This is a genomic window from Pseudomonas sp. ADAK2 TE3594, from assembly GCF_053628675.1.
In genome coordinates this window covers 2,917,441-2,941,219 of record NZ_JBRJGV010000001.1, presented here as the reverse complement: position 1 = coordinate 2,941,219, position 23,779 = coordinate 2,917,441, and the positions used below count along the sequence as shown (strand labels likewise).

At 60.9% G+C, this 23,779-nt stretch carries 19 protein-coding genes; 6 read left to right on the top strand and 13 right to left on the bottom strand.

Annotation, left to right across the window (positions count from 1 at the left end; all coding sequences use genetic code 11):
* Window positions 1-268: 268 nt before the first annotated feature.
* The 12 genes from AB7M22_RS13280 to AB7M22_RS13225 all read right to left on the bottom strand — a co-directional run bounded on the left by AB7M22_RS13280 (window position 269) and on the right by AB7M22_RS13225 (window position 16,101).
* Entirely contained in the window at window positions 269-1,324 is a 1,056-nt protein-coding gene (locus AB7M22_RS13280; RefSeq protein ID WP_454186632.1) for a hypothetical protein, read from the bottom strand.
* A gap of 30 nt (window positions 1,325-1,354) precedes the next feature.
* The gene (locus AB7M22_RS13275; RefSeq protein ID WP_454186631.1) at window positions 1,355-3,166 is read right to left on the bottom strand and encodes a hypothetical protein; all 1,812 of its coding nucleotides are present in this window, start codon (window positions 3,164-3,166) and stop codon (window positions 1,355-1,357) included.
* 3 nt (window positions 3,167-3,169) lie between these two features.
* Window positions 3,170-4,462 carry a hypothetical protein gene (locus tag AB7M22_RS13270; RefSeq protein WP_454186630.1) on the bottom strand — a complete coding sequence of 431 codons (1,293 nt, stop codon included), beginning with the start codon at window positions 4,460-4,462 and terminating at the stop codon, window positions 3,170-3,172.
* A gap of 19 nt (window positions 4,463-4,481) precedes the next feature.
* Window positions 4,482-5,402, bottom strand: coding sequence for a hypothetical protein (locus AB7M22_RS13265; protein ID WP_454186629.1), 921 nt, complete (start codon window positions 5,400-5,402; stop codon window positions 4,482-4,484).
* A gap of 61 nt (window positions 5,403-5,463) precedes the next feature.
* On the bottom strand, window positions 5,464-7,845 hold the full coding sequence (locus AB7M22_RS13260) for a hypothetical protein (RefSeq protein ID WP_454186628.1): 2,382 nt from the start codon (window positions 7,843-7,845) through the stop codon (window positions 5,464-5,466).
* 12 nt (window positions 7,846-7,857) lie between these two features.
* A complete protein-coding gene (locus AB7M22_RS13255) occupies window positions 7,858-8,997 on the bottom strand; it encodes a hypothetical protein (protein WP_454186627.1) in 1,140 nt (379 codons plus the stop codon).
* On the bottom strand, window positions 8,976-10,421 hold the full coding sequence (locus AB7M22_RS13250; RefSeq protein ID WP_454186626.1) for an alkaline phosphatase family protein: 1,446 nt from the start codon (window positions 10,419-10,421) through the stop codon (window positions 8,976-8,978). The genes AB7M22_RS13255 and AB7M22_RS13250 overlap by 22 nt, the downstream gene beginning before the upstream one ends.
* Complete coding sequence (gene eboE / locus AB7M22_RS13245; RefSeq protein ID WP_454186625.1) at window positions 10,411-11,640, bottom strand: metabolite traffic protein EboE; 1,230 nt, start codon at window positions 11,638-11,640, stop codon at window positions 10,411-10,413. The genes AB7M22_RS13250 and eboE overlap by 11 nt, the downstream gene beginning before the upstream one ends.
* Window positions 11,637-12,521 (bottom strand): TatD family hydrolase, encoded by an 885-nt coding sequence (locus tag AB7M22_RS13240; protein WP_454186624.1) that lies wholly within the window; start codon window positions 12,519-12,521, stop codon window positions 11,637-11,639. The genes eboE and AB7M22_RS13240 overlap by 4 nt, the downstream gene beginning before the upstream one ends.
* Before the next feature lie 36 nt (window positions 12,522-12,557).
* The gene (locus AB7M22_RS13235; protein WP_454186623.1) at window positions 12,558-13,331 is read right to left on the bottom strand and encodes an EboA domain-containing protein; all 774 of its coding nucleotides are present in this window, start codon (window positions 13,329-13,331) and stop codon (window positions 12,558-12,560) included.
* The gene (locus AB7M22_RS13230) at window positions 13,328-14,218 is read right to left on the bottom strand and encodes a UbiA family prenyltransferase (protein WP_454186622.1); all 891 of its coding nucleotides are present in this window, start codon (window positions 14,216-14,218) and stop codon (window positions 13,328-13,330) included. The genes AB7M22_RS13235 and AB7M22_RS13230 overlap by 4 nt, the downstream gene beginning before the upstream one ends.
* Window positions 14,215-16,101 (bottom strand): 3-dehydroquinate synthase, encoded by a 1,887-nt coding sequence (locus AB7M22_RS13225; RefSeq protein WP_454186621.1) that lies wholly within the window; start codon window positions 16,099-16,101, stop codon window positions 14,215-14,217. The genes AB7M22_RS13230 and AB7M22_RS13225 overlap by 4 nt, the downstream gene beginning before the upstream one ends.
* Window positions 16,102-16,578: 477 nt before the next feature.
* On the opposite strand from AB7M22_RS13225, the gene AB7M22_RS13220 reads away from it, so the two are divergent.
* The 6 genes from AB7M22_RS13220 (at window position 16,579) to otnI (ending at window position 22,722) form a co-directional block, all read left to right on the top strand.
* Complete coding sequence (locus AB7M22_RS13220) at window positions 16,579-17,283, top strand: FadR/GntR family transcriptional regulator (RefSeq protein WP_454186620.1); 705 nt, start codon at window positions 16,579-16,581, stop codon at window positions 17,281-17,283.
* The gene (ltnD, locus tag AB7M22_RS13215) at window positions 17,280-18,230 is read left to right on the top strand and encodes an L-threonate dehydrogenase (protein ID WP_454188802.1); all 951 of its coding nucleotides are present in this window, start codon (window positions 17,280-17,282) and stop codon (window positions 18,228-18,230) included. The genes AB7M22_RS13220 and ltnD overlap by 4 nt, the downstream gene beginning before the upstream one ends.
* A 10-nt stretch (window positions 18,231-18,240) precedes the next feature.
* A complete protein-coding gene (gene otnK / locus AB7M22_RS13210) occupies window positions 18,241-19,533 on the top strand; it encodes a 3-oxo-tetronate kinase (protein ID WP_454186619.1) in 1,293 nt (430 codons plus the stop codon).
* The gene (gene otnC, locus AB7M22_RS13205; RefSeq protein ID WP_454186618.1) at window positions 19,530-20,168 is read left to right on the top strand and encodes a 3-oxo-tetronate 4-phosphate decarboxylase; all 639 of its coding nucleotides are present in this window, start codon (window positions 19,530-19,532) and stop codon (window positions 20,166-20,168) included. Before otnK ends, otnC begins: the two co-directional genes overlap by 4 nt.
* A 194-nt stretch (window positions 20,169-20,362) precedes the next feature.
* Complete coding sequence (locus AB7M22_RS13200; RefSeq protein ID WP_454186617.1) at window positions 20,363-21,823, top strand: GntT/GntP/DsdX family permease; 1,461 nt, start codon at window positions 20,363-20,365, stop codon at window positions 21,821-21,823.
* A gap of 116 nt (window positions 21,824-21,939) precedes the next feature.
* Entirely contained in the window at window positions 21,940-22,722 is a 783-nt protein-coding gene (gene otnI, locus AB7M22_RS13195) for a 2-oxo-tetronate isomerase (RefSeq protein WP_454186616.1), read from the top strand.
* A gap of 4 nt (window positions 22,723-22,726) precedes the next feature.
* On the opposite strand, the gene AB7M22_RS13190 is transcribed toward otnI, so the two are convergent.
* Window positions 22,727-23,545, bottom strand: a complete 819-nt coding sequence (locus AB7M22_RS13190) for a DeoR/GlpR family DNA-binding transcription regulator (protein WP_008008835.1) — start codon at window positions 23,543-23,545, stop codon at window positions 22,727-22,729.
* Window positions 23,546-23,779 lie beyond the last annotated feature (234 nt).

Genomic DNA, 23,779 nt, shown 5'->3' with positions numbered 1-23,779 from the left:
AACGGATGTGTGCCCGACACTAATCCCTTGTGGGAGCGAGCCTGCTCGCGATAGCGGTCTGGCAGTTACCGGGATGTTGAAGGTGCCGGCCTCATCGCGAGCAAGCCCGCTCCCACAGGTATCTGCTTTGACCAACGGATGTGTGCCCGACACTAATCCCTTGTGGGAGCGAGCCTGCTCGCGATAGCGGTCTGGCAGTCACCGGGATGTTGAAGGTGCAGGCCTCATCGCGAGCAGGCTCGCTCCCACAGGTTGCGCCTAAGCTTCTTCAGAGCTCCACCCGTCGCAGTCTGCCGCTCAACGGGACGACGTTGTTGTCTGGCGTGGGCAGTGGCCGGCCGGTCAATCCCATGCCTTCGCTCACCAGTACCGCATCCTGCAACAGGCACAGGTTGGAGGGGGTATCCAGGCCGCGAGCGAGCACGGCGACCTGGGCTGTTTGCAGGTTGCAACTCAGCAGTCGACCGGTGAAACGGGTAAAGCCGCCATGGAGCGGTTCGCCGTTCCAATCCGGCGGTAAGGGTTGCTGCAGACGGTCGCAGAGTTCCAGCACCAACACGTTGCCCTTCGGACACAGCGCCAGTCCGGTGGGCAGTTGCAGGCCGCGAATCAGGACTTCGATCTGCCCGCTGGCCGGCCAAGCCCGAATCACCTGGCCTGCCTTATCGGCAAAGTCGATGCCTTTGCGCGCCGGGTCGCCTTGTCGTTCTCCGGAGAACAGGCTGATCAGCACGGCGTCTGTCGCCGGTTCGTACACCAGGGTCACGGGAACGGCTTCCTGGCCCTGGTCCAGTTCGGGTAGCTGAACCAGCACGCGTTCGTCCTGGCCGCTGGTGAACTCCACCAACTGATTGGTATCGGGTTTGACCGCCAGCCAACTGCGGCGAGTCGGGTGGTAACACAGCGCATTCAGATTGCCACGGCTGTGAAACACCGGCTCGGGCGGGGTGTATTGCAGGTCCAGCAGTCTGGAACCCTCGACATAATCGGTCTGGCTGACCAGGCAGCGTCCATCACCGCAGGCGATGTCCGACAGCCCCATGATTTCATCGCGCAGCATGCGGGCCTGCATGTTCATGGCGCGAAAACCTTGCGCCAGTGTTTCGCGGGGCAGGTAGGCGCCGGGTCTGTGCGGATCCGGTCGCAGTCGGCTGATACGGCCGCTGAAGGTCTGGTCCGGCAGGCCCGAACCGGCTTCGGTCAGCAGCAGGCTGCCATCGCTTTGCAGACAGACGCCGCGAGGGTTCAGCAGGCCCTCGGCGATGATCGTGCTTGGGCGCAACGTTTCAGTCGGTTGCGCCGGGATATGAACGGGAACGGGCATAGGGTTTCTCTCCATGGACAAGGGGCACGACTACTGCGGCGGTTGCCACGGTTCACCGGTGAGAAAGGCCCGGAGCAGCGCCCGCTGGCAAGGCGACATCGAGCGCACCACGGGCATGAACAGCGTGGTGCCTTTGTAGGCGTCCGAGGTTCGGGCGAGGATGGGGTTCTTGGCGGCCATGATCGCGTCGCGCTGATTGAGCGGGATGTAGCGCGACATGGCGGGGAAGGCCAGGTAGTGAAAACGCAGGACGTTCGGGTACATCAGCTCCCAGGTGATGGTGGTGCCCGCGGGGATGCCGAAGTCGGTCTGCGCGTATTTGCGAAAGCTGGTGAAGTAGCCACTGCTTGGAAGGCCATTGGCCGTGCAGGTCAGGGCGACAAAACCGGCCTGGGCGGCACTGCCCGGTTTGACGGTGACGGGGAAACTGACGGCGAGCTGGCCGGCGTTCACGGTCAGCGAGGTTGGGAAATCGAGGAAGTCCCAGTATTGCGGTTCATCGTACACAGCAGGAGCCGCTGCCTGCAGGTCGATTTCGGTGGTGCTTTGGACCGGACCGCCCAGATACCTGACCTGCAGGGTGAGCGACAGGCCATTGGGGTAATCCTCCAGATAAACGTTGCGCTGGTCGGCATACACCCGATAGGTCGATTCGGTGGCTTGCAACGGGGTCCCGGCGACTTTGCCGGGCGCGTTGATCGCCAGGGCGGCGGTCCGCACCGCCTGTATCTGGTTGGCGGTCAGGGGCAGGTCGACGATGCCGCCATACACGTAGTAGTCGAATAAAAAGCGGTTGGTCGGCTCCAGGGTGGCCAGTGTGGTGGTGCCTGCGGTGATGGTGACGGGGCCGTAGTTCGCGTTGGGCCCGATAGGGCTGGTGATGTCGTCCCTGACAGCCCTGAAGGTTTCCTTCGGAATGACGTTCACCATGTCGATGCTCAGGTAACCGTTGTTGTTGCCGAGGTCGGCATAGCCGGCATTCCCCGTGCTCTGGTTGACCAGTTGCCGGCCCGGCTGGCAGTTCAGCGGTTCGTCGGCGAAAGCCGGGGCCAGCGTACCGATGACCCGGCCGATGCTCGGATTGGGGGTGTATCGACCGGCGGCGTAATCGGCGTCCAGTTGTTCGGTGGTCATCGTGGGGCACATTTCGAACATGACGAAACGCAGCACGATGCCTGTCGCCCCGGGTGCCTGGATGATCGATCGCAGGCCAGCGCTGTTCTGGTTCCAACTGACGATGCTGCTCAGGGGAAAGGTCAGTTGAAACGTGCCGCTGGCGTGGAAGGAGCCCGGCGCGTCCATTTTCGCGGGCAACAGCACACGCCCCGCGACGTCGAAACTGCTGCACACGGTATTGCTGCGAATCAGCAACTGGATGTCGCTGTTACCGCCAATTTGCAGACCGCCGACGAAAATCTGGGTGGTCGTTGAGGAGGTGGGGTCCAGGTCCACCATCATCGGACCGGACACAGGCCCTTGTCCGGTCACCGGGTCCACCGAGCCGAGCAGATAGACCGGCTGGCCCACCATGTCACCGGTGGTGCTGATGCCGCCCGGATTACCCTGGGAACTGATCAGGGCGTTCTGCATGTCGACGACATGTTGCCCGTAGTGATTCCAGCCGCCAGCGGTGTAGTAGTCGCCGTCAGGCGCGTTGATCATGTTGTTCAGTTGATCGTCGGTGTAAGACTGGGCACCCGGTGCCAGGGTCGAGGTGGTCAGGTCGAAGAGCGGCCATTCATCATTGCCGTCGTAGGGAATGGTAGGGGAGTTGTTCGGCAGGCTGACGTCCGTGCGGATGCCGCCCCAGAAATTCAGTCGTGGTCCGTTCAGGATGCTCATGATTTATTCCTCGTCCTTGATGGTTTTACCGACAGGCGCATTGGCGAATTTGAACAGGTAGGAGTAATCGGACTTGTAGGGGCTCTTGACCGGTGTCGCCATGGAGTGGCAATTCATGCAACTGCTGTTGGGCTGGATGTAGCTCTCCATGGTCACGTTGGCCGAGAGCGCCGGTGTCGGCTGGCCCAGCGGATTACTGGGGTTGTCCGGCATCAGCGGGCGCTGGGTGGTGATGAGCTGGTAGTACTTCAACACGCTTCTTTGCAGGTCCGGGTCGGTGCGGTATTGGGTGTTGACTCCATTGGTGACCTCGGCAATCGGGGTGAACCGGTTCAACGGGTTCGGCGTCTGGAACGTGGTGCCGGGTTTGGGCACGCAGACCAGATGCGCGCCCTGAGTCTGCCAGTCGCAGGGCGACTGGTTGAGTGTGGCGGCGGGGGCGGTGGAGTTGAAATAGGAATAGGCCGTGCCGGACGTCGGCTGGTCGACCCACTGGCCGTTCACCAGCACCTTGGGCGGAACGTTGTCGATCTGCTCGAAAGTCGACCAGATCCACTGCGGGTAACCGTTCGCCTTGGTAATGATGTGCAGGCCCACCAAACCCAGGTAAGCCTCGGTGACACCGGTGCGCTGGCCTTGGTCGTCGAACGTGGCCACGCGCGCGAGCATGGTCAGGTAGCGGCTGGCATTGTCACGGGTGGTGAGGATGCGCCAGCTCGATTTAACCTCGATGACCCCATAGGGGAAGTTGATGTTGTTGGCTTTGGAAACCACATCAGCGTTATAGAAACTGTTGGCGACGATGTAGTTGTAGGAGGTCTCGTTGGCCGAGATGTCGTAGTAGGTCGGGTTACCGGCCTGGTCGATCAGCCAGCCGCCGACGGCCTGGTCGACGGCATTCACCTGAGAGCTGTTCTTCAGCGCGGCAATGTTGATGATGCCCAGGCTTTTGGCGGCTTGCTGGGTATTCCACGGGCCAGGATCGACCCCTTTCGGCAAAAAGATTTCCTCCACGGTCTTGTAGGTCTGCCAGACGGTGTAGCCGGGATCTCCAGGCTGTTTGCTGCAGTCGGGATCACCTCGTTGCCCGTTCTGTGCGGGCCAGTTCAAGGCGATGAACATCTGCCAGCTGTATTGATCGAACAGGTCCTGACTGGCCGTGGCGGCCGGTGCGCTGCTGGGAGGCTGGCAGCTGAGGCTGGTGGCCAGCGTCGACGGCATGGGCTGTTCCCGAGCCAGGCCCGGCAGGCTGGCCAGGCCCATTAGCATCACGGTGAGACGGAGTGAAGTTTTCATGGCGATCCTTCGTCATTGTTCAGGGTTTGCGCTGCATGAGCTTGTTCCACTGCGCCTTTTGGCCGTTGCTCTGGGAGGCCGGTGGCTCGAACAATTGGCAGGGCGGTGGATTCGCCGGGCACATCGCGGCCACCTGCGCCCAGGTCTGGGCCGGGTCCGGTTTGGCGATGCGAAAGTTGGTGTAGTTCTGGCTGACGATGGGCGCATTGGCGACGCTGGTGTCACCGGAGAAAAAGAACGACTGGGGATGCCGGTAGGGCGGTTGTCCTGACAGTTGTTTGAAAAAGGCGTAGCCGAACAGGATCGGACCTTGCGGTGATTCGAGGTCCAGTGCATAGGCCTGCACGCTGCCATTGAGGTTTTTGCTGCGCTCGGCGCTGTAGGGCAGGTGCTGGATGAAGTCTTGGCGCGGCGGATGATTCATCGGCGAAAACATGCAACAGGCCGGCATGTCCTTGGGGCGATCTTGCGGGTAAGTCAGGAAGTACGCCTTGTTGCCCAGGGACACGAAGGAGCAGGTGTAGTTGTTGTTCTTGATCGGGAAGATCGGCAGACAGTACTTCTCGTAGTGCTCCATCATGGCGCCGAAGCCGTCGCCATCCGCTGGGATATAGGCGGTGTCGTAATAGCTGGTACCGCGGGAGACGGTGTAGTCCGCCGGGGTGAGGGTGGTGGGTGGATTGCTGTAGGGCGGCGGGTTTTTTTCGTAGTTGTGCATCACCCGGTACATGGTCCAGTCGCTGATCCAGAACGCCGGAAAAAACGGATCGGAAGGGTCGCCCGGTGCGCGTTTGGCGATGCAGTTGCCGTTCTGTTCGTTGCACCCCTCGGTGTTATGCACCCCCATGGTGAAGTAGACGGCGCCGCTGTCCTGTTGCGCGAACAGCGGGGGGCTCAGCAGCAAGATCAACAGCAACAACCGGTTCAAGATGATTTTCATAGGACACCTCCTGTGAAGTGCCGGGTGACGGACTCGCCACCCGGTAATCCTGCGTGAAACGTCAAAGGTTGTCGTAGTCGCTCATGGAGAGCTTCTTGGGTGGAAAGTTGAGCTTCACCAGGCGCTTGGCCCACAGCTGCAGTACGGCGCGGCGGCTTTGGGACATGTCCCGGGTGATGGGCATCGCGAGCGTGCTTTCGTCCTGGTTCTGCTTGCTGATCAATATGAGTAACTGGTCGACGGCGCCCTGCACGCGCGTGCGCGAATCAAGTGGCATGTACTTGTTCATGATGGGGTAGAGGTAATAGAACGACTGCAGGACCTTTGGAAAGATGAACGTGTTCCATATTTCTTCCGGGGCTTGCGTGGAGGTGCATATGCCGTTCCAGGTGTCGATGAAGTCCTGTTGCAACTGCATGTCCAGGGGCAGGACCCGTATTGGCGCGAGGAAGTCGACGAAGGCCTGGGAGAGTGGGAAGCTGAAGGGGATGACCGGTTTGTTGTCATTCTCCTGCACGAAGAAACGCAAGGTAGGGAAACCCGGCGCCACGGCCCGGCAGGTTATCTGGGCGATGCCTTGGGCGTTGGTGGTGATGACGGCGTAGGAGTAACGGATGATGGCCTTATTGTCCTTCAGCGTACCGGTACCAGTGAAGGGCTTCTCGAAGACCAGACAGGGGCGCAGGTCGACGGCCACCGGTGTACCGGAAACCTTGAGAAAGTCCTGATAACGGACTGGGTTGCCCACGGGTTTGGGCACGTCCTCCAGGTCGGTCAGCCGGCGACCGCTGCCGGTGCTGCGATAGAGCGCGACCGCAGGCGCGTCGGTAAACTGCGGCAGCCAGGCCGTGTTCTTGCTACGGTCCGGCGGGTTGTCGTAGAACAGCGTGAAGTCGGCCGCGTTACTGAACGCCAGGTAATAGTCGCTGCTGGTCACCATGTAGGGATTGCCGTACTCCGCCACATACAGCGTGGTGTTGGCTGCCGGCTGACCATTGTTCTGCACCATGATGTTCAGCGTCTTGCGCTCACCGACGTCGATGAAGCTGCCGCTCTCGATCACCTCGGCGGTCCATGTCTCTTGGATGGCGGCAACGGTCGGGGAGGCGCCGTTCTTGCCCAACTGACGCAATTCCAGCTGACCGGATTGCAGTACCCCCTTGCTATAAGTGTCGAGGGGAATGTCGAGGATACCCGAGCGTGGGTTGAAGGCTGCTTGCCGGTAGTCCGAGAAGTCCAAGAGGGTCACCGGGGTGAATCGTTCATCCTTCACGGCGCCCAACTGGAAGGTGCCGGCGCGGAATTTTTCCGGAACGGGGATATCGGCCGAGGCATCTATCGGAAAACTCGGAAACGTGTTGCCCAGGTCCAGAGACAACGTGTCGCCGGTAATCTGTGCCGAGATCACCCCCAACTTGGCTTTTTTCTCATCCTGAAAGTTTGTCTGGAACATCGACACCGCCTGGTCGGGCACCAGGCGTAGCCCGGCGGGGGCGGTGGGGTATTCGTTGGCGAACCACAGCCCCAGGACTGCCGAGGTGCAGCTGTAGGCGGGGTTGAAGAAAATTTCGTTGACGTTGTACAAACCTTTTCTGTACAGGTCGCGCACATTCGCCATGACATTCGGGTCGTTGGAACGGGTGTTGAGGCGCTGCGGGTAATCGTTGAATATACCGTTCTTGTCGTAGCAGGTCAGGTAGACGGAAAACCGGAACATCAGGCCCTGCGCCCCTTGCTGCTCCATCTGCTGCTGCAGGTTTGTCAGCAGGGACGAGCTGCCGATCACCCATTCCAGGTTCTCCTTGGGGAAGCAGGTCTGCCAGGTGGTGCTGACGTTCACCAGACCACCCAAGGCTCCCCAACTGAAGTTCAGGAAACGGTCCATCATCCGGTACTTGCGGTTGAGGGTCAGGCCGCAGGACGTACCCCCCAGCACCAGTTTGTCGAAATACAATGCGGTGAACGTGTTCTGCCATGGGCTGATATCCACGAAGCGCGCCGCGGTCGGGGTAGAGCTGCCCAGGGGGCTGCCGAGCAACTGGTATGGCATGCCGACCAGCGGATCCTGGTCGATGTAAGTATTGGCCTTCAGTTCTCCGCCGATGACAGTCGAAGTGGTTTTCCCGTAGTTCACCAGGCCGCAACCGTTGTCGCCGAACAGATCCCATTCGGCGGGCATGTACGGGTCATGCTTTGGATTGATATTGCCCGGCACCTGCTGTACGTAGGTCGGCATGTGAGCCATGTACTGCGTGGAGAGCATCCATGGCATGAGTCTGTCGGGGGCGTTGTGGTGGTCGACGCCGAAGTGCTTCATGAACGGCCAGTTGATGTCCATCTTCACCGCGTCATACAGCGGGAACATGTCGTTGTTATTGGCCGTCGGCGGGTTCCAGAACATCTCGCCGTTGAGGTAGATGCGGGGGAAATTCAATACGCTCATGTCGTGCTCTCCTTAGCGTTGCCACTGGGCATGTTTCAGCGACCAGACAAAATCCAGTTTTTTGTAGCCGTCGAAGGCCTTGTCCGGCAGTGGTGTAGTGGGGTAGGTGAGACCGCCTTGGGTCGGGATGGCGAAACTGAAGTAACCGTCGCTCTTCGAGTAGGCGGCGGTGCTGTGGCAGGCCAGGCAGGATGAAGTGTCCTGGAACGCCGATTCCAACTGTGAGTTCGCCAGGACCTGGGTAATGGGTTTGTATTCCACGCCAATCAACTCGTACTTCGACAGCGACGGGTTATTGGTCTGGAACTGGGCATTGACCGGTATGGCAGCCGATGTCGGCCCGGTGTGGTTTTTCATCGGTTTGGATGGATGGCCCTTGGTCACGGTGTAGTTGGGGTTGTTGACGTTTTCGAAGGTGGTCCAGACCCAACTGGGGTTCAGCTTGTTGACCACATGCAAGCCGCTCAACGCCGCGTAACCGACCTTGTATCCGGTGCCCAGCGGGTAATAGGCCTGGGCAACGTAGTAGCCGTCGCCTTCCAGCTTCTTCTTGTAAGCCATGTCCGCGCCGATCCACAGCCAGGCGGCTTTCAACTCCCAGGCGGAGGCCGGAAAGTTCAGATTGCTCGACAAGGCGTCCTGACCATTCACGTTATAGACATTGTTCTTCACTATGTAGTCGTAAGTGTCCTGGGACATCAGCAGTTGAAAGCGCACGACGTGACCTTGCTGTGCGTCAGGCACGGCGGTGCCGCCCATTTCCAGGCTCAGCCCGTCGACCTGCTGGGTGGCGTTGAGGTTATGGAGCAGACGATTCGAGTTCAGCCCCAGGGCTTGGGCTTGCCTGATCACCTCGCCCGGTAGTTTCATGCGGCTGTCATATGAACCAGGGTTGGCACCATTGGCCAGATAGACCTGATCGGAAGGCTTGAACGACTCCCATTGACGGTTGTAACCCCGGGCGTCGGACTGGTTCAAACAAACGAACCAGTTCCAGGCCATGGTCTCGGGACTCTTGTCGAACGCGGCCCGGGTCTGGTCGGCGCTCGTTCCGAATCGCAGGAAGTTGTTGCAGTTGAAGTTGTTAGTGTCCTGTGCCTGAACCAATCCGGCCAGGGCACTCAGAACTGTTATAGAAATGGCTCGCCGCATGGAAGCTCCTTGGCATTGGCCGGGTCGGTGTGTGGGTGCCCCAGGAAATGTTCGAGGAGCAGTTGCTTCACCGCCGTGGCCGCAAGACGCTGCGGCAACGGCAGATCGCAATTGGTGATGAGCAGCGGCCCGGTTTTCTCGCTGTCGGGCAGGCGGCCATGGCTGCCACGGAGCAGGCTGGTGTCCAGCGGAATCAGGTCCATGTAGTAGCGAAAGCCGAGTTTTTTCTGCAACAGACGGCGCGCCACTTTCAACTTGGGAAAGCGAATGGCCGGGTCGATGAACAGCTCCAGCGGGTCGTAGCCGGGCTTGCGATGGATGTCCACGGTGCGGGCAAAGTCGGGTGCCTTGCGATCGTCGAACCAGTAGTAGTAATCGAACCAGTAACCCGGCGCTGCCACAGTCACCAGCTCACCACTGCGGGGATGATCCAGTTGCCAGGCCCGTTGTTCGGCTTTATCCAGCACCTGCTCGATGCCGGGTTGGCGCTGCAACAGCGCTTTGACCCGAGGTATGTCTTGCGCCTGTTTCACGTAGACATGCGCGATCTGATGATCGGCCACGGCAAAGGCCGCGCTGGCGCCGGGGTCGAGCAATTCCCACGTCAGCGATTGGCGCACTTGCAACAAGCCTTCCGAGCGCAACAAGCGGTTGATGGACACCGATTGCTGGACGGCTTCGATCCCGTATTCGGACAGCAGCATCACCGCCGCGCCTTGCTCCTGGGCAAAGTCCAACAGACGACCCACCTCACTGTCGATGGCCCGCACCTCGTCGGCAATCGACGGATGATCGGGGCCCAGACGCTGCAGGCTGTAGTCGAGATGGGGCAGATAGACCAATTGCAGGTCGGGTCGGTCGAGCTGGAATTCGGCGATGGCGCAGTCGACGATCCAGCGGCTCGACGCGATGCCGGCCGCGGGGCCCCAGAAGCTCGGAAAGGGGAATTCGCCGATCTGCTGCTCGATATGCTCGTGCAACGCTGCCGGTGCCGAATACAGGCCGAACATTTTGCGGCCATCGGCCGGGTAGTGAGGGCGTGGGGTAATGGCGGCATCCACGTCCGCATACATGTTGTACCACCAGAACAACTGGCTGCAGCGAAACCCGGGGATCTCACGTTTGAGCTGCTGCCAGACTTTTTCACCCTGGATCAGTGCATTGGGTTGCAACCAGAAGCGTACTTCGGCCTGATCGCGAAAGTACCAGCCATTGCCGACGATGCCATGCTCCGACGGCGGCAGACCGGTGAGGATCGAGGCCTGCACCGTAGAGGTGACGGCCGGAAACACCGGTTGCAGGCTGGCCATTTTTGCCGTCTTCAACAGGGCATTGATGTGGGGCGTCGCCGCTCCCAGCAGGGACGGCGTCAGCCCCACCACGTTGATCAGCAGCAGCGGTTGACGCGGTTGATCAGAGGGCATCGGCGTACGCCTCCCGTGCTTGGGGTTGCAGCAATTGGCGCTGCCGCAATTGGTTTTCGACCCAGTGCAGTTCGGCGGCGATTCCCTCGAGTTGGGCGTGCTCGGTAGTGGGCCGAAGCGAGGCGGGCAAGACGCCCCAACTGTAGGTTTCCACTTCCAGCACGGGACGAAAATCTGCATGGTCTGCCAGAAAATCGAAGGTCTGCGACAGGGCGATCTGACTGCCGCTGAGCTCGGGCAGCAGCAAGTGTTCGCTGAACAGCGGAATGTGGAAATGAATCCTCAACTCGGGGTATTGCCCCGGGCGCTTTGCGCAATCATCGAGGGCGGCGGGAAGGTCCGCCCAGCTCAATAATCGCTCTTGCGTATCACGGGCTTTCACTTGATGCAGGTAGGTGGTTTCGGCAAAGTCGCTCAAGGTCTTGAGCACGCGTTCGCGTCGGTTATCGTCTTGGGGCAGGCGACAAATCAGCGCGTTGGACAGCTGAATCTTGCCCACGGGCACCCGGGCCTCGCGCAGCCTGTGCAGCGACTGATAACAGTCTTCAAACATCACGGCCTGGTGGCAGACATCAAAACACAGCGCCAAATATTCATGGTGTTGGTCCATGGCTTGGCAGTGGCGGAAGAAGGCGATGGCTTGGTCGGTATTTTCCAATACGCAGTCCGGCTCCATCTCCAGGCAGAACACGATCTTCTTGCCCGTCTCCCGATGCAGCCTCGCCAGTGAGGCAGTGAGCTGGCGCAACTGATGCTCGGCACGCTGCTGTAACTGCGGACTCCAGCTGGCGGCATAGCCCAGCGGCACAGTAGAAATCACTCCCTGGTCACAGTCCGCCGGCAAGGCATCCGCGAGGATCCTGGCCAGATTCAGGCTGTATGCCAGCCGTTCCGGATCGGCCCAACTCGGCAGATAGACCTCGGCTTTCACCGCGCCCTGATGAAACTGGCCGTAGGGAAAGCCGTTCAGCGAGGTCAGGCGTAGGCCGCTGTGTTGTAGCAAGCTCAGGAAGTCCTTGCGCGCCGATGCCTCCTGTAATTCGGACGCGGCGAGGGCGCTGATCCACAGTCCACTGTCCTGCTCGTTCAGCCCACGCAGGGTTCGCACGCCCTGAAAATGTTGTTCGATGGATGACCGTAGCCCAGCCAGGTCACGGGTCGGGTGCACGTTGCTGCAATAACCGACCTGCGCGGCAGCCCAACCCGTGCCGGCACTCATTTGATCACCGGTTCCTGCCCGCGCAGCGCGGAATTGTCCTGCCACTGCCGACGCTGATCAATCGGCAGCGGGGTGCTGACCAGGGCTTTGTCCAGTTGGCCGCTTTGGGCAAAAAAGTCCACCGGGTTGTGGAACAGCACCTGTTCGACCTGGGCCTCGCTGAAGCCGGCGGCCAGCATCGCCTGGCCGGTTTTGGGTACCTTGAGCGGGTCGCTGATGCCCCAGTCGGCGGCGCTGTTGACCACCATTTTCTCAGTGCCGTATTCCTTCAACAGGGCGACCATGCGCTGCTCCGACATCTTGGTGTTGGGGTAGATCGAATGGCCGCGCCAGCAGTCGCTGTCCAGCACCAGCGGCAGGGTCAGTTCATTGAGGTGGTCGATGATCACCAGATGCTCGGCAATCCCCACTTCACGGATCACCGCCAGGGTGCGTTTGGTGCCACCGATCTTGTCGCGGTGCGGGGTGTGCACCAGCACCGGCAAATTGAATTGCTTGGCCAGCTCCAATTGCGCGGCGAGAAAGCGGTCTTCCTCGGGAGTGATGTCGTCGTAGCCGATTTCGCCGACCGCCACCACACCGTCTTTCACCAGGTAGCGCGGCAGAATTTCCAACACCTCGTTGGCCACTGACAGGTCATTGGCCTCCTTGGGGTTGAGGCCGATGGTGCAGAAGTGATGGATGCCGAACATGCTGGCGCGAAAGCGCTCCCAGCCCAACAGGGTGTCGAAGTAGTCGATGAAACTGCCGACACTGGTCCTGGCCTGGCCCTGCCAGAAGGCCGGTTCGATCACCCCGGTGATGCCGGCGGCGGCCATGTTCTGGTAGTCATCGGTGGTGCGGCTGACCATATGAATATGCGGGTCGAAGTACTTGAGCATGGTGAATCCTCGTCAAGGGGAGGGGGTGGTTGAGCATCAGTTCGGTGAGGTGCCGGCCAGGTAGTCACACCATTCCGGCGGCAGGCGTTGCTGCTGATTCAGGCCCATCAGGCGCTGGTGTTGCGCCGGACTGAGCAGGTTGAAGGCAATCACCCGGGGCAGCCCGGCGGACACCGTTCGTTCGGCGGCGAGCTGTTCGTCCAGCAGGTCGAGGGCCAACTGGTTGAGGGTGACGCTGTGTCGTTGCGTCAGGCCGATCAGGCGTCGTACGTCGAGCCCCATGCCCAGTGCCTTCAGCACCAGTTGGTGGAATGCCCGTTCGCTGTAGTGACGCGACGGGTAGAGGGTGTCGAGGGCGAGGGCGGCAAACACCTGGCTGTTGCTGGTACGCCCGGCCTGCAATGCCAGCTCCACGCACAGCCCACGGCTATCGAGCCAGTCGAGGGCCTTCAAGGTGGCGATCTTTTCCTGATCGTCGCCCCACAGAAACAACTGACGCAGCAAGGGCAGTTGTCCGGCGAGGGGTTGTTGTTCCAGCACTTGAGCCAGCAACAACGCTCGCGCGAGCTGGACGTTGCTCCAGCCAGAGTTGTTGGGCAATGCAGGCTCCTTGAGGCTGCGTTTGCACTGGCTGCTCAAGAGCGCAGCAGTGTTGGCGTCCGGGCGTTGGTCAAGCAGTGCCTGTGCCTGGCGCCACCACTGCAGCTCGGTGTCATCGAGCTGTCGGGTGAAGGCCAGGCGTTGTTCGGCGAGGCAATCGTGGCGCATGTCGAGGGCCGCCAATGGCGGCGCTGTGACGTCCATGTTCATGTCGGTTTGATCCAGCGCTGGAAGTGTGGAAGCAGGAAAAACACCAGGACACATAACAAACTGCCCAGTGGCTGGTTGGCCACAGCCAGCACCAGGGCATCGAACAGCGGCAGGGCCGCCAGGCCAGCGCCGATAAAGGCGCGGACTTGCCGTTGCTGCGGGTTGGCCAGGTGGTGCCAGTAGTGCCAGCCCAGCCAGCCAAGCCAGAGCAGCAGCACCGGCCAAAACCAGACGTTGTCGGAATAGATTGCCAACGCCAGCGGGCTCAGCATCAGGATCAGTGGGAAGCGGCTGAGCAATTGATTGCGGTGTTCCTGGCGGGCCAGGTAAGTCAGGCCACTGATGTAGACGCCGAGCAAAATGGCGCACAGCCAGATCGGCTCCGGTGGCACCGCCAGGCTGGCCGCCGCCGTGAGGTAGAGCGCTGAGCGACAGGCACCCATCAGCCAGACGCTGTGGGCGTATTTCTTGTGCAGCAGGTTGTAGCCGAGGATGCAGCCCACCAGCAGAGTGGCGCTGCCCAGCAGCCACTGCGGCTGGTCGATCAGCTGGCTCAGGCCCAGCACCGAGGCGACGGCCAATATCAGCAACAGCGCAGTGGCCAAGCCCACTTGCTGGCGGCTGACCAGACCCAGGGTGATGGGGCGGGGGTTATCGTGTTGTTGGTCCCAGTCGGCGTCGAGCAGGTCGTTCAACAACATGCCGGCCAGATACAACAGCGACAGTGCGGCCAGCAGCAGAATCCACACCAGCGACGACGGCGGCGCCAGGGCACCGGCGCTGCTGGCCAGCAGGGCGGCGGCCAGGGTGTTGGTCCACACCGTGGGTAGGTTGGATACCCGGCCCAGGGTCATCCAGGTCTTCAGGTTCAGCGGTGTCTGGCTCATTGCGCGCAGCCTTCGCTTAGGGTGAGCGCCGGACTGCTGCGGGTGGACAGTCGTTGCAGCGCCTGCTCCATCCGCGCGGTATCGATTTCATGCAAGTCCACCGACTCGCCGATCCGGCTGAGCATGGGGATGGAAAGTTGCCCGCCCAAATGCTGGCGGAACTCCTCCAGCCCGAGCAAAACCTGTGAGCGCCCCTGAGCATCTTTCAAGGTCAGTTCCGGTGGGCACAGGTTGAAGCCGAGCTTGAGCAACAGGCCCAGAACACGTTCAGTATCGGCATCGCTCAACAGTCCCAAGGCATTGGCATAGAGTCCATCCAGGGCCATGCCCACTGCCACGGCTTCACCATGGCGCAGCCGGTGGTGGCTGAGATTTTCCAGTTTGTGCGCGGCCCAGTGCCCGTAATCCAGTGGCCGCCCATTACCGCGTTCGAAGGGGTCGCCAGCATCGGTGATGTGCGCCAGGTGCAGTTCGGCGCAGCGGCGGATGGCATAGCGGCTGGCCGGGTGATCGAAGTGGGCGAGGGCGTCGGCCTGTTGCTCCATCCATTGGAAAAACGCCTGGTCCTTGATCAGCGCCACCTTTACCGCCTCGGCCAGCCCGGCGATCTGGTCGCGACGGGTCAGGCTGGTCAGCAGCTGGAAGTCGTTGATCACCGCAGTGGCGGGGTAGAAGGCCCCCAGCAGGTTTTTCTGGCCGAAGGCATTGATGCCGTTTTTCACACCGATGCCGGCGTCGTTCTGGGCCAGCACGGTACTTGGGATACGAATCAGGCGAATGCCGCGATGGAAGGTGGCGCTGGCGTAGCCCACCGCATCCAGCACCGCGCCACCCCCCAGGGCCAGAACATAGCAATGCCGGTCCAGCCCATGTTGCAGCATGTCGGTGTACAGCTGCTGCAACACCTGTGAATCCTTGCTCAGCTCGCCGGCCGGAACCGTAATCGGCGCGGCCAGCAAATGCAGATCCGCCGCATGGGCGGCAAAGTAGGCATCGATTTGTTCCAGCAGTTGTGGAGCGCTTTGCAACAATTGCTCATCAGCGAATACCAGCACCGTCACTGGCCCCCGGTGCTGTGGGGTGAGTCGTGCAGTGAGCTGGCGGTGCAGGCAGGCATTGAGCGGATCGAACAGGTGATCGGTGAACACCACCGGGTAGTCATAACTGACCTCGAAACGCCCGTGCAGCGGTTGCTCCGCGACTTGTTTGCGCAAGGTCTTGAACAGGCTGTACCCGGCGATAAACAGCGCGGGCAACACCATGCTGGCGAGGAGGGTCACCAGCAGTGCGTTTTGCTCGACGAGGAAGGTGCCGATGGCGCTGTAGGCCAGTGCCAGGCCGGCATTGGCCAGGGTGGTGACCAGTAGAAACGCGCGCAGCGGATAACGCTGCATGCCGGCGGCGACCACTGATGTTTCCGCCAGTACCGGCACACCGCGCAGGCAGATCAACGACAGCGTGCCCAACCGATACGCCAGCTGCCCCGGCTGGCGCTGATGCAGGCCCAGGCGGCCGGACAACAGACGAAAATAGCCGGCGCCCAGCGCATAACCCAGCCCGGCTCCCAGGCACAGGCCAATGAAAATCACCAGATAGCCGCCGAGACTGCCGAGCATCGCCACGGCCAGCAGCGCGACCATGCTCGAAGGCACCGGCAGCACCACGTCCAGCGCCAGCAGGGCGATCAGCAACAGCGCCAGGTTAAGTTTCTGGGTGGGCGTCGACGGCAAGTACAGGTTGAGATGAGCCAGGAAGTCCTGGAGCTGTTGTTCGAACAACAGGAAGCTGGCGATCACCAGGCCGGAGAAGCAAAACAATGACAGCCAAAAATGCCCGGCTGGCCCTCTTTGCGAGAACGCACGATACCCACGGCTGCGCTTCATCAAGCATCCCTCTTGTTATTTTTGACTGATTCCGTGTCAGTTATCAAAAGCAGCGTCTGGTGTGTTCTAGGTCAATAGACTCTCTCGCCTGAGGGGCTGGTTTATGGACGGTTGATTGCGCCTGTGAAGCTAGTTTTGAACTTAGACGGTCATGGTGTTTTTGCAAGGTCGCCTGATGTCAATTTGACTTCCCCCCACGATCCGTAGCAGCTGCCGAGCCTGCGAGGCTGCGTTCGGCTGCGAAGCAGTCGTCAAATCAGTACTCGCGGCGCATCAGACAGACCGCAGCAGCCGGATTCACGACTGCTGCGCAGCCGAACGCAGCCTCGCGGGCTCGGCAGCTGCTACGGGCTTGAACGTCTCGCCGATGTTAAAAAATGTTATTTTAAAAAAGACTTCACATAATCCGTTCATTGGAGGATTATCTGCTCAACCTGTATGACAACCTGATAACAAGACAAAAACAGGATGGCTACGATGTTCGACAAGGTCCCGACTCACGTGCTAAGTGACAGCGTCGCTCAGCAGCTGCTGGACAAGATTGAGAACGGTGTGTTCGCCACCGGCAGCAAACTGCCCAGTGAAGCCATGCTCTCGGAAGCCTTCGGTGTCAGTCGCACCGTGGTCCGCGAAGCCATTTCCCGTCTCAAGAACGAAGGCGTGCTGCAGCCTCAACAAGGGCGCGGCATCTTCGTCACCGCCAACGCCAATATCCGCCCGCTGCGTATCGATTACACCGAAGCCAATCTGCCCGGCAGTGTTTTTCACCTGTTGGCGCTGCGACGTGCCATCGAGGCGGAAATCGCTTGCGAGGCGGCGCTCAATCGCAGCGAGGCCGATCTGGTGCAGATTGACGAGGCGTTGGCACACATCGATGAAGAGGTGGATGAGGGGCTGGACGGTGTTCGCGCCGATGTGGCTTTTCACCGTGCCATCGCTCAAGCCACGGGCAATCCCTACTTTCTCAAGACCCTGGAATTCGTCAGTCAGTACCTGGAGGCCGCCACCCGCATCACCCGCACCAACGAAGCGGGCAGGGCGGATTTCTCCCGTCAGGTACACGAAGAACACCAAGCGATCGTGGCGGCCATTCGGCTGCGCGATCCGCTCGCCGCCGGGCATGCCGCCCGTGCCCATATCTACAACGCGGCCCGCCGCCTGCGCCTTGCCGGCGTGGAATAGGCCGCTGTTTTCCTCATAAGCCGGAAACTCAGGAGTACCCCATGAATAACAAGAATGTCGGTGTTGTCGGTCTGGGCGCGATGGGCCTGGGCATTGCCCGCTCACTGTTGCGCAGCGGCTTCAATGTGCATGCCTGTGATGTGCGTGCCACGGTGACTGAACAGTTTGCCGGCGAGGGCGGTGTGGCGTGTGCTTCACCCGCGCACATGGCCGCTGAGTGCGACGTGATCATTACCGTGGTGGTGAATGCCGAGCAGACCGAAACCGTGTTGTTTGGCGAGGGTGGTGCCGTCGCTACGTTGCGCCCTGGCAGCTTGGTGATCGGTTGCGCCACCGTGGCGCCGACCTACGCCGTCGATCTGGGCCAGCGCCTGACCGCGCAGGGATTGCTGTATCTGGATGCGCCGATTTCCGGTGGCGCGGCCAAGGCGGCTGCCGGTGAAATGACCATGATGACCTCTGGCCCGGCCGATGCTTATGCCAAGGCCGAAGCGGTCCTCGCGGGCATGGCCGGCAAGGTCTATCGCCTGGGTGACACTCATGGCCTGGGCTCGAAGGTCAAGATCATCAACCAGTTGCTCGCCGGGGTGCACATCGCTGCGTCCGCCGAAGCGATGGCGCTGGGCCTGCGTGAAGGGGTCGACGCCGATGCGCTTTACGAAGTGATCACCCACAGCGCCGGTAATTCCTGGATGTTCGAAAACCGCGTGCCGCACATTCTCAAGGCCGATTACACGCCGTTGTCCGCGGTGGATATTTTCGTCAAGGACCTGGGCCTGGTGCTGGATACCGCACGGGCCAGCAAATTTCCGCTGCCGTTGTCGGCCACCGCCCACCAGATGTTCATGCAGGCTTCCAGTGCAGGTTTCGGTCGTGAGGACGACTCGGCGGTGATCAAGATTTTCCCCGGCATCGAGTTGCCGACTGCCAAGACTGAGCCGGTTTGAGGAACGCCCAATGAACACAACCACCGCACGCCCATTGCTGGGCTGCATCGCCGACGATTTCACCGGTGCCACGGACCTTGCCAACATGCTGGTGCGCGGCGGTATGCGCACCGTGCAAAGCATCGGCATTCCGAGCAGTGAAGTGGCTGCCGGGCTCGATGCCGATGCGATTGTCATCGCGCTGAAGTCGCGCACCATTCCCGTCGCCGAAGCGGTCGAACAGTCCCTCGCCGCGCTGGCCTGGCTGCGTGAGCAAGGCTGCGAGCAGATCTTTTTCAAGTATTGCTCGACGTTCGACTCCACCGCTGCCGGCAATATCGGTCAGGTCAGCGAAGCGTTGCTGGCGGCACTGGGTAGCGACTTCACCCTGGCGTGCCCGGCGTTCCCCGAAAATGGCCGGACGATCTTTCGTGGCCACTTGTTTGTGCAGGATCAGTTGCTCAGCGAGTCGGGCATGCAACATCACCCGTTGACGCCGATGACCGACGCCAACCTGGTTCGGGTGCTGCAATCGCAGACCAGCCTGAACGTCGGCCTGTTGCGCTACGACACCATTGCCCAAGGGGCCGAGCAGGTGCGTGAGCGGATCAAAGAGCTACGGGCTCAAGGTGTCGGCATGGCGATTGCCGATGCCTTGTCAGATCACGATCTGTACACCCTCGGTACCGCCTGCGCCGACTTGCCGCTGCTGACCGGCGGTTCGGGGCTGGCCTTGGGCTTGCCGGAAAACTTCCGTCGCGCCGGCAAATTGCGCGATCTCGACGCCTCGAAACTCCCGGCAGTATCGGGCGGTGAAGTGGTGTTGGCTGGCAGCGCATCGATTGCTACCAATGGGCAAGTGGCGGCCTGGCTCGAAGCCGGTCGGCCGGCGCTGCGGATTGATCCGTTGGCCCTGGCTGCCGGGGAACCGGTGGTTGCCCAGGCTTTGGCCTTCGCCCGTGATAACGAACAGACCGTATTGATCTACGCCACCAGCACCCCGGACGAAGTGAAGGCGGTGCAACAGCAACTCGGCGTCGAACGGGCCGGCACCTTGGTGGAGAATGCGTTGGGTGAGATCGCTCAGGGCCTGCGCCAGAGCGGCGTACGACGCTTCGTGATCGCTGGCGGTGAAACCTCGGGCGCTGTGGTTCAGGCGCTGGGTGTGCAATTGCTGCAGATCGGCGCGCAGATCGATCCGGGTGTGCCAGCGACGGTCAGCAGCACGGATGAGCCTCTGGCCCTGGCGCTCAAATCGGGCAACTTCGGTGGTCGGGATTTTTTCAGCAAAGCCTTGAAGCAACTGGCCGGGGGTGCTCAATGAGCGACGAAAACGCCCTGCGCGAAGAAATCTGCCAGGTTGGCCGCAGCCTTTATGAGCGCGGTTACACCGTCGGCAGCGCCGGCAACATCAGCGCGCGGTTGGACGACGGTTGGTTGATCACACCGACTGACGTCTGCCTCGGCCGCCTCGACCCGGCGACCATCGCCAAGGTCAATCTGGCGGGCGAATGGGTCTCTGGTGACAAGCCTTCGAAAACATTGGCGCTGCATCGCCAAGTCTACGACCGCAACCCGGGCGTCGGTGGCGTGGTGCATACCCATTCCACCCATCTGGTGGCGTTGACGCTGGCGGGTGTCTGGCAGCCGGACAACATCCTGCCGCCACTGACGCCGTATCAGGTGATGAAAGTCGGGCCTATCCCGTTGATCAGCTACCAGCGTCCCGGCTCGCCGAAAGTGGCCGAACAGGTTGCGCAACTGGCCAACAGCGTTCGCGGCGTGATGCTCGAACGGCTGGGGCCGGTAGTTTGGGAAAGTTCGGTGTCCAGGGCCAGCTACGCCCTGGAAGAACTTGAGGAAACCGCACGGCTGTGGCTGATGAGCAATCCCAAGCCCGAGCCACTCGATCAGGCAGCACTGGACGAACTGCGAGTGACCTTCGGCGCGCACTGGTAGTGCTCTGATTTTTTAACACGATAGAACACGATAGACCGATAAAGCAGGCCCTGTCCGGGAGACGCGCAGCGACTTCCCACGACCCCGGCTTGCCTGAAAAATACAATAACAAGAGGACATCCAGGCATGACTCACCTTCACTGCAGCAGTTTCAGAAAAACCCTTTCGTTCACCCGGCGTGGAGGGCTTGTGAAATGAGCCCGTTAATCCTGATGGTTACCGCGGGGCTAGGGATCGCTCTGTTGTTGTTTCTGGTGCTCAAGTACAAGTTCCAGCCTTTCGTGGCCTTGATGCTGGTGAGCATTCTGGTCGCGCTGGTGGCCGGGGTTAAACCGGCTGATCTGGTCGCCACCATTGAAGGCGGCATGGGCAAGACCCTGGGCCATATCGCGATCATCATTGCCCTGGGCGCGATGATCGGGCGGATCATCGAACTCTCCGGCGGTGCCGAGGCGCTGGCCAAAACATTGATTACCCGATTCGGCAATCGCCGCACGCCACTGGCGCTGACGATTGCCGGGTTTATGGTCGGGGTGCCGGTGTTCTTCGAAGTCGGCGTGATCATCCTGATGCCGCTGGCCTATGGCGTCGCTCGCAGTGCGCGTAAACCGTTGTTGGTGTTCGCGCTGCCGATGTGCGCTGCGTTGCTGACCGTACATGCTTTCCTGCCACCCCATCCGGGTGCGGTAGCGGCCGCCAGCCAGTTGGGCGCCGACCTCGGTCGCGTGCTGATGTTCGGTCTGCCAATCACTGCGTTCCTTTGCTATGTCGGCTACCGCGTGGCCGGGCGCATGACCCGTCGGGTGTACCCGATGACTGACGATATTCGTGCCGAGGTCTACGGCCCGCATGTCACCAACGAGGACCTGGCCGCCTGGTCCAATGGCAATGACAAGAGCCCTGAACGAGCGGCGGTTGCCGTGTCGCACATGGGCCTGGAAGAAGCCACCAGCAGCATCGTTTCCAAGTTGCCGCCGGCACCCGCACCGGGTTTTGGTCTGATCGTCGGCCTGATTGTGTTGCCGATCATTCTGATCCTGCTGGGGACGCTGTCCACCTCGTTGCTGCCTGCCGACTCGATCCTGCGCGGCATCATGACCGTGCTCGGCGCGCCACTGGTGGCGCTGCTGATCGATACCTTGCTGTGTGCCTGGTTGCTGGGTTCGCGTCGGGGCTGGAGTCGTACTCAGGTGTCTGACGTGATCGGTTCTGCCTTGCCTGGCGTAGCCATGGTGATCCTGATTGCCGGTGCCGGCGGTGTGTTCGGCAAGGTGTTGGTGGATACCGGAATCGGCGCCGTGGTCTCCGATATGCTGCGCACCACCGGTCTGCCGGTACTCGCGCTGGGCTTTCTGCTGACCATGCTGTTGCGTGCGGTTCAGGGTTCGACCACGGTGGCGCTGGTGACCACCGCCGGCATCATCAGCCCGCTGATCGCTACCCTCGATCTCACGGCGAATCACATGGCACTGTTGTGCCTGGCCATGGGCGGTGGCGGGTTGGCCATGTCCCATATCAATGATGCCGGTTACTGGATCTTCACCAAACTGTCCGGGCTGAACGTGGCCGATGGCTTGCGCACCTGGACGGTGTTGACCACCTTGCTCGGTACGTTGGGTTTCGGTATTACCTTGTTGATCTGGCCGTTTGTCTAACGAAAATTGTCGACCCGATCGAACACCTGCAGGAGCACGGCTTGCCGGCGAAAGCGTCCTTGAGATCGCCTTCGCCGGCAAGCCTGGCTCCTACAAAAACATAGATAGGAGCTACCATGCCTCGTTTTGCCGCAAACCTCAGCATGCTCTATCCGGAACATGAGTTCCTGGACCGCTTCGCCGCCGCTGCCGCCGATGGTTTCGAAGCCGTGGAATACCTGTTTCCCTACGACTACAGCGCTCAGGAACTCAAACAGCGCTTGAGCGACAACGGCCTGGTGCAGGCACTGTTCAACGCACCGCCCGGCGATTGGGCGGCGGGCGAGCGCGGCACGGTGTCGTTGCCGGGGCGGGAGAGTGAATTTCGTAGCGGTTTCGATCGCGCGCTGGAATACGCCGCGGTGCTGGGCAACTCGCGCATCCATGTGATGGCCGGGCTGCTGCCGTCGGAAACTGATCGCCTACGGCATCACGGCGTGTACCTGGGGAACCTGGCTTACGCCACCGCGCAGGCCGCCAAGGCTGGCATCACGGTGCTGCTGGAACCGATCAATACGCGGGACATGCCAGGCTTTTTCCTCAATCGCCAGGATCAGGCCCAAGCCATCTGCAAGGAAGTGGGCGCCACTAACCTGAAGGTTCAGTTCGACTGCTACCACTGCCAGATCGTCGAAGGGGACTTGGCCACTAAACTGCGTCGGGACTTCGACGGCATCGGCCATATCCAGATCGCCGGCGTGCCGGATCGACATGAGCCGGACCTGGGAGAAGTCAATTATCCCTATCTGTTCGAGTTGATCGACCAGTTGGGTTATGACGGCTGGGTAGGGTGCGAATACCGGCCGCGTGGTAACACGTCGGCCGGCTTGCAGTGGCTGCGGGACTGGAAGGCGCGCTAACGCCTTACACGTTGTTATCGCCGGGCAACAGCAGTTCGACACCCTGCTTGCGGATGCTATCGGCCGCGGCAGGGGTCAGCGCGTCGTCGCTGAGGATGATGTCGAACTGTTCGAGCCCGGCGATCCTGTACATGCTGAACGTGCCGTACTTCGAACTGCTCGCCACCAGCACCACTTGCGAGGCTGATTGCATCGCGACTTGCTTGACCTCCACCTTCAGCGCCGAAGGCGTGGTGAGGCCGCGACGTAAGTCCCAGGAGCTGGTGGAGATGAAGGCGACATCAGTGACGACCTGGCGCAAGGTGGCCACCGCCAGACCGCCCACGCACGATTGATTGGAATGATCCAGCTGCCCGCCAGTGTGAATCACCGTGACCTGAGGCGCATCGATCAGCGCCTGGACAATCCCGAAATCGTTGGTCACCACGGTCATACCCGACAGCGCCTTGATGTACGGGACGATCTCCAGCGTACTCGTCCCCGCATCCAGATAAACCGTCATATCGGCATGCAGTAGCCGCGCGGCCAGCTTGGCCATCGCCTGCTTCTGCGGCAACTCGACCACCGCCTTGATCTGATGGCTGGGCTCGCTATGGAGCTGGCTGGCGATTCGCACGCCACCGGTGACCGAGTAAGCACGGCCTTCCTGTTCCAGCAGCGCGATATCGCGGCGAATGGTCATGTGCGAACAGTCGAACATTTCCATCAATTGATGAACGCTCAGCACCTGATGCTTGCGCAACTGGCGCAGCATCAATTCACGGCGCTGTTCAGGGATCATCGGTGCGCCGCTTTCGGCGGCGATGTCCTTTTGACTAGGCATTCGGGCTCCAGAATGAAAAAAACCGCAGACAAGGAAAGCGGGGGCAAACATAGTAGCGAATCTACGGTGAAGGGACGAGGTGTTGCGGATCACTGTTCCCATGAGGAAACCCGCCGGCGTTAGTTCATGAATTTCTGAACTAACTATTTGCTGCAGCCTATTCAATCGTTTGTCGCCGTAGCCTTAGGATTCGTCGCACGGGACCGCAGCCATCAGAGCAGCAGCCCGCAGCAT

Coding starts and splice junctions, on each gene's coding strand:
- AB7M22_RS13280 (WP_454186632.1), bottom strand. CDS start 1,324: ATGCCCGTTCCCGTTCATATCCCGGCGCAACCGACTGAAACGTTGCGC.
- AB7M22_RS13275 (WP_454186631.1), bottom strand. CDS start 3,166: ATGAGCATCCTGAACGGACCACGACTGAATTTCTGGGGCGGCATCCGC.
- AB7M22_RS13270 (WP_454186630.1), bottom strand. CDS start 4,462: ATGAAAACTTCACTCCGTCTCACCGTGATGCTAATGGGCCTGGCCAGC.
- AB7M22_RS13265 (WP_454186629.1), bottom strand. CDS start 5,402: ATGAAAATCATCTTGAACCGGTTGTTGCTGTTGATCTTGCTGCTGAGC.
- AB7M22_RS13260 (WP_454186628.1), bottom strand. CDS start 7,845: ATGAGCGTATTGAATTTCCCCCGCATCTACCTCAACGGCGAGATGTTC.
- AB7M22_RS13255 (WP_454186627.1), bottom strand. CDS start 8,997: ATGCGGCGAGCCATTTCTATAACAGTTCTGAGTGCCCTGGCCGGATTG.
- AB7M22_RS13250 (WP_454186626.1), bottom strand. CDS start 10,421: ATGCCCTCTGATCAACCGCGTCAACCGCTGCTGCTGATCAACGTGGTG.
- eboE (WP_454186625.1), bottom strand. CDS start 11,640: ATGAGTGCCGGCACGGGTTGGGCTGCCGCGCAGGTCGGTTATTGCAGC.
- AB7M22_RS13240 (WP_454186624.1), bottom strand. CDS start 12,521: ATGCTCAAGTACTTCGACCCGCATATTCATATGGTCAGCCGCACCACC.
- AB7M22_RS13235 (WP_454186623.1), bottom strand. CDS start 13,331: ATGAACATGGACGTCACAGCGCCGCCATTGGCGGCCCTCGACATGCGC.
- AB7M22_RS13230 (WP_454186622.1), bottom strand. CDS start 14,218: ATGAGCCAGACACCGCTGAACCTGAAGACCTGGATGACCCTGGGCCGG.
- AB7M22_RS13225 (WP_454186621.1), bottom strand. CDS start 16,101: ATGAAGCGCAGCCGTGGGTATCGTGCGTTCTCGCAAAGAGGGCCAGCC.
- AB7M22_RS13220 (WP_454186620.1), top strand. CDS start 16,579: ATGTTCGACAAGGTCCCGACTCACGTGCTAAGTGACAGCGTCGCTCAG.
- otnK (WP_454186619.1), top strand. CDS start 18,241: ATGAACACAACCACCGCACGCCCATTGCTGGGCTGCATCGCCGACGAT.
- otnC (WP_454186618.1), top strand. CDS start 19,530: ATGAGCGACGAAAACGCCCTGCGCGAAGAAATCTGCCAGGTTGGCCGC.
- AB7M22_RS13200 (WP_454186617.1), top strand. CDS start 20,363: ATGAGCCCGTTAATCCTGATGGTTACCGCGGGGCTAGGGATCGCTCTG.
- otnI (WP_454186616.1), top strand. CDS start 21,940: ATGCCTCGTTTTGCCGCAAACCTCAGCATGCTCTATCCGGAACATGAG.
- AB7M22_RS13190 (WP_008008835.1), bottom strand. CDS start 23,545: ATGCCTAGTCAAAAGGACATCGCCGCCGAAAGCGGCGCACCGATGATC.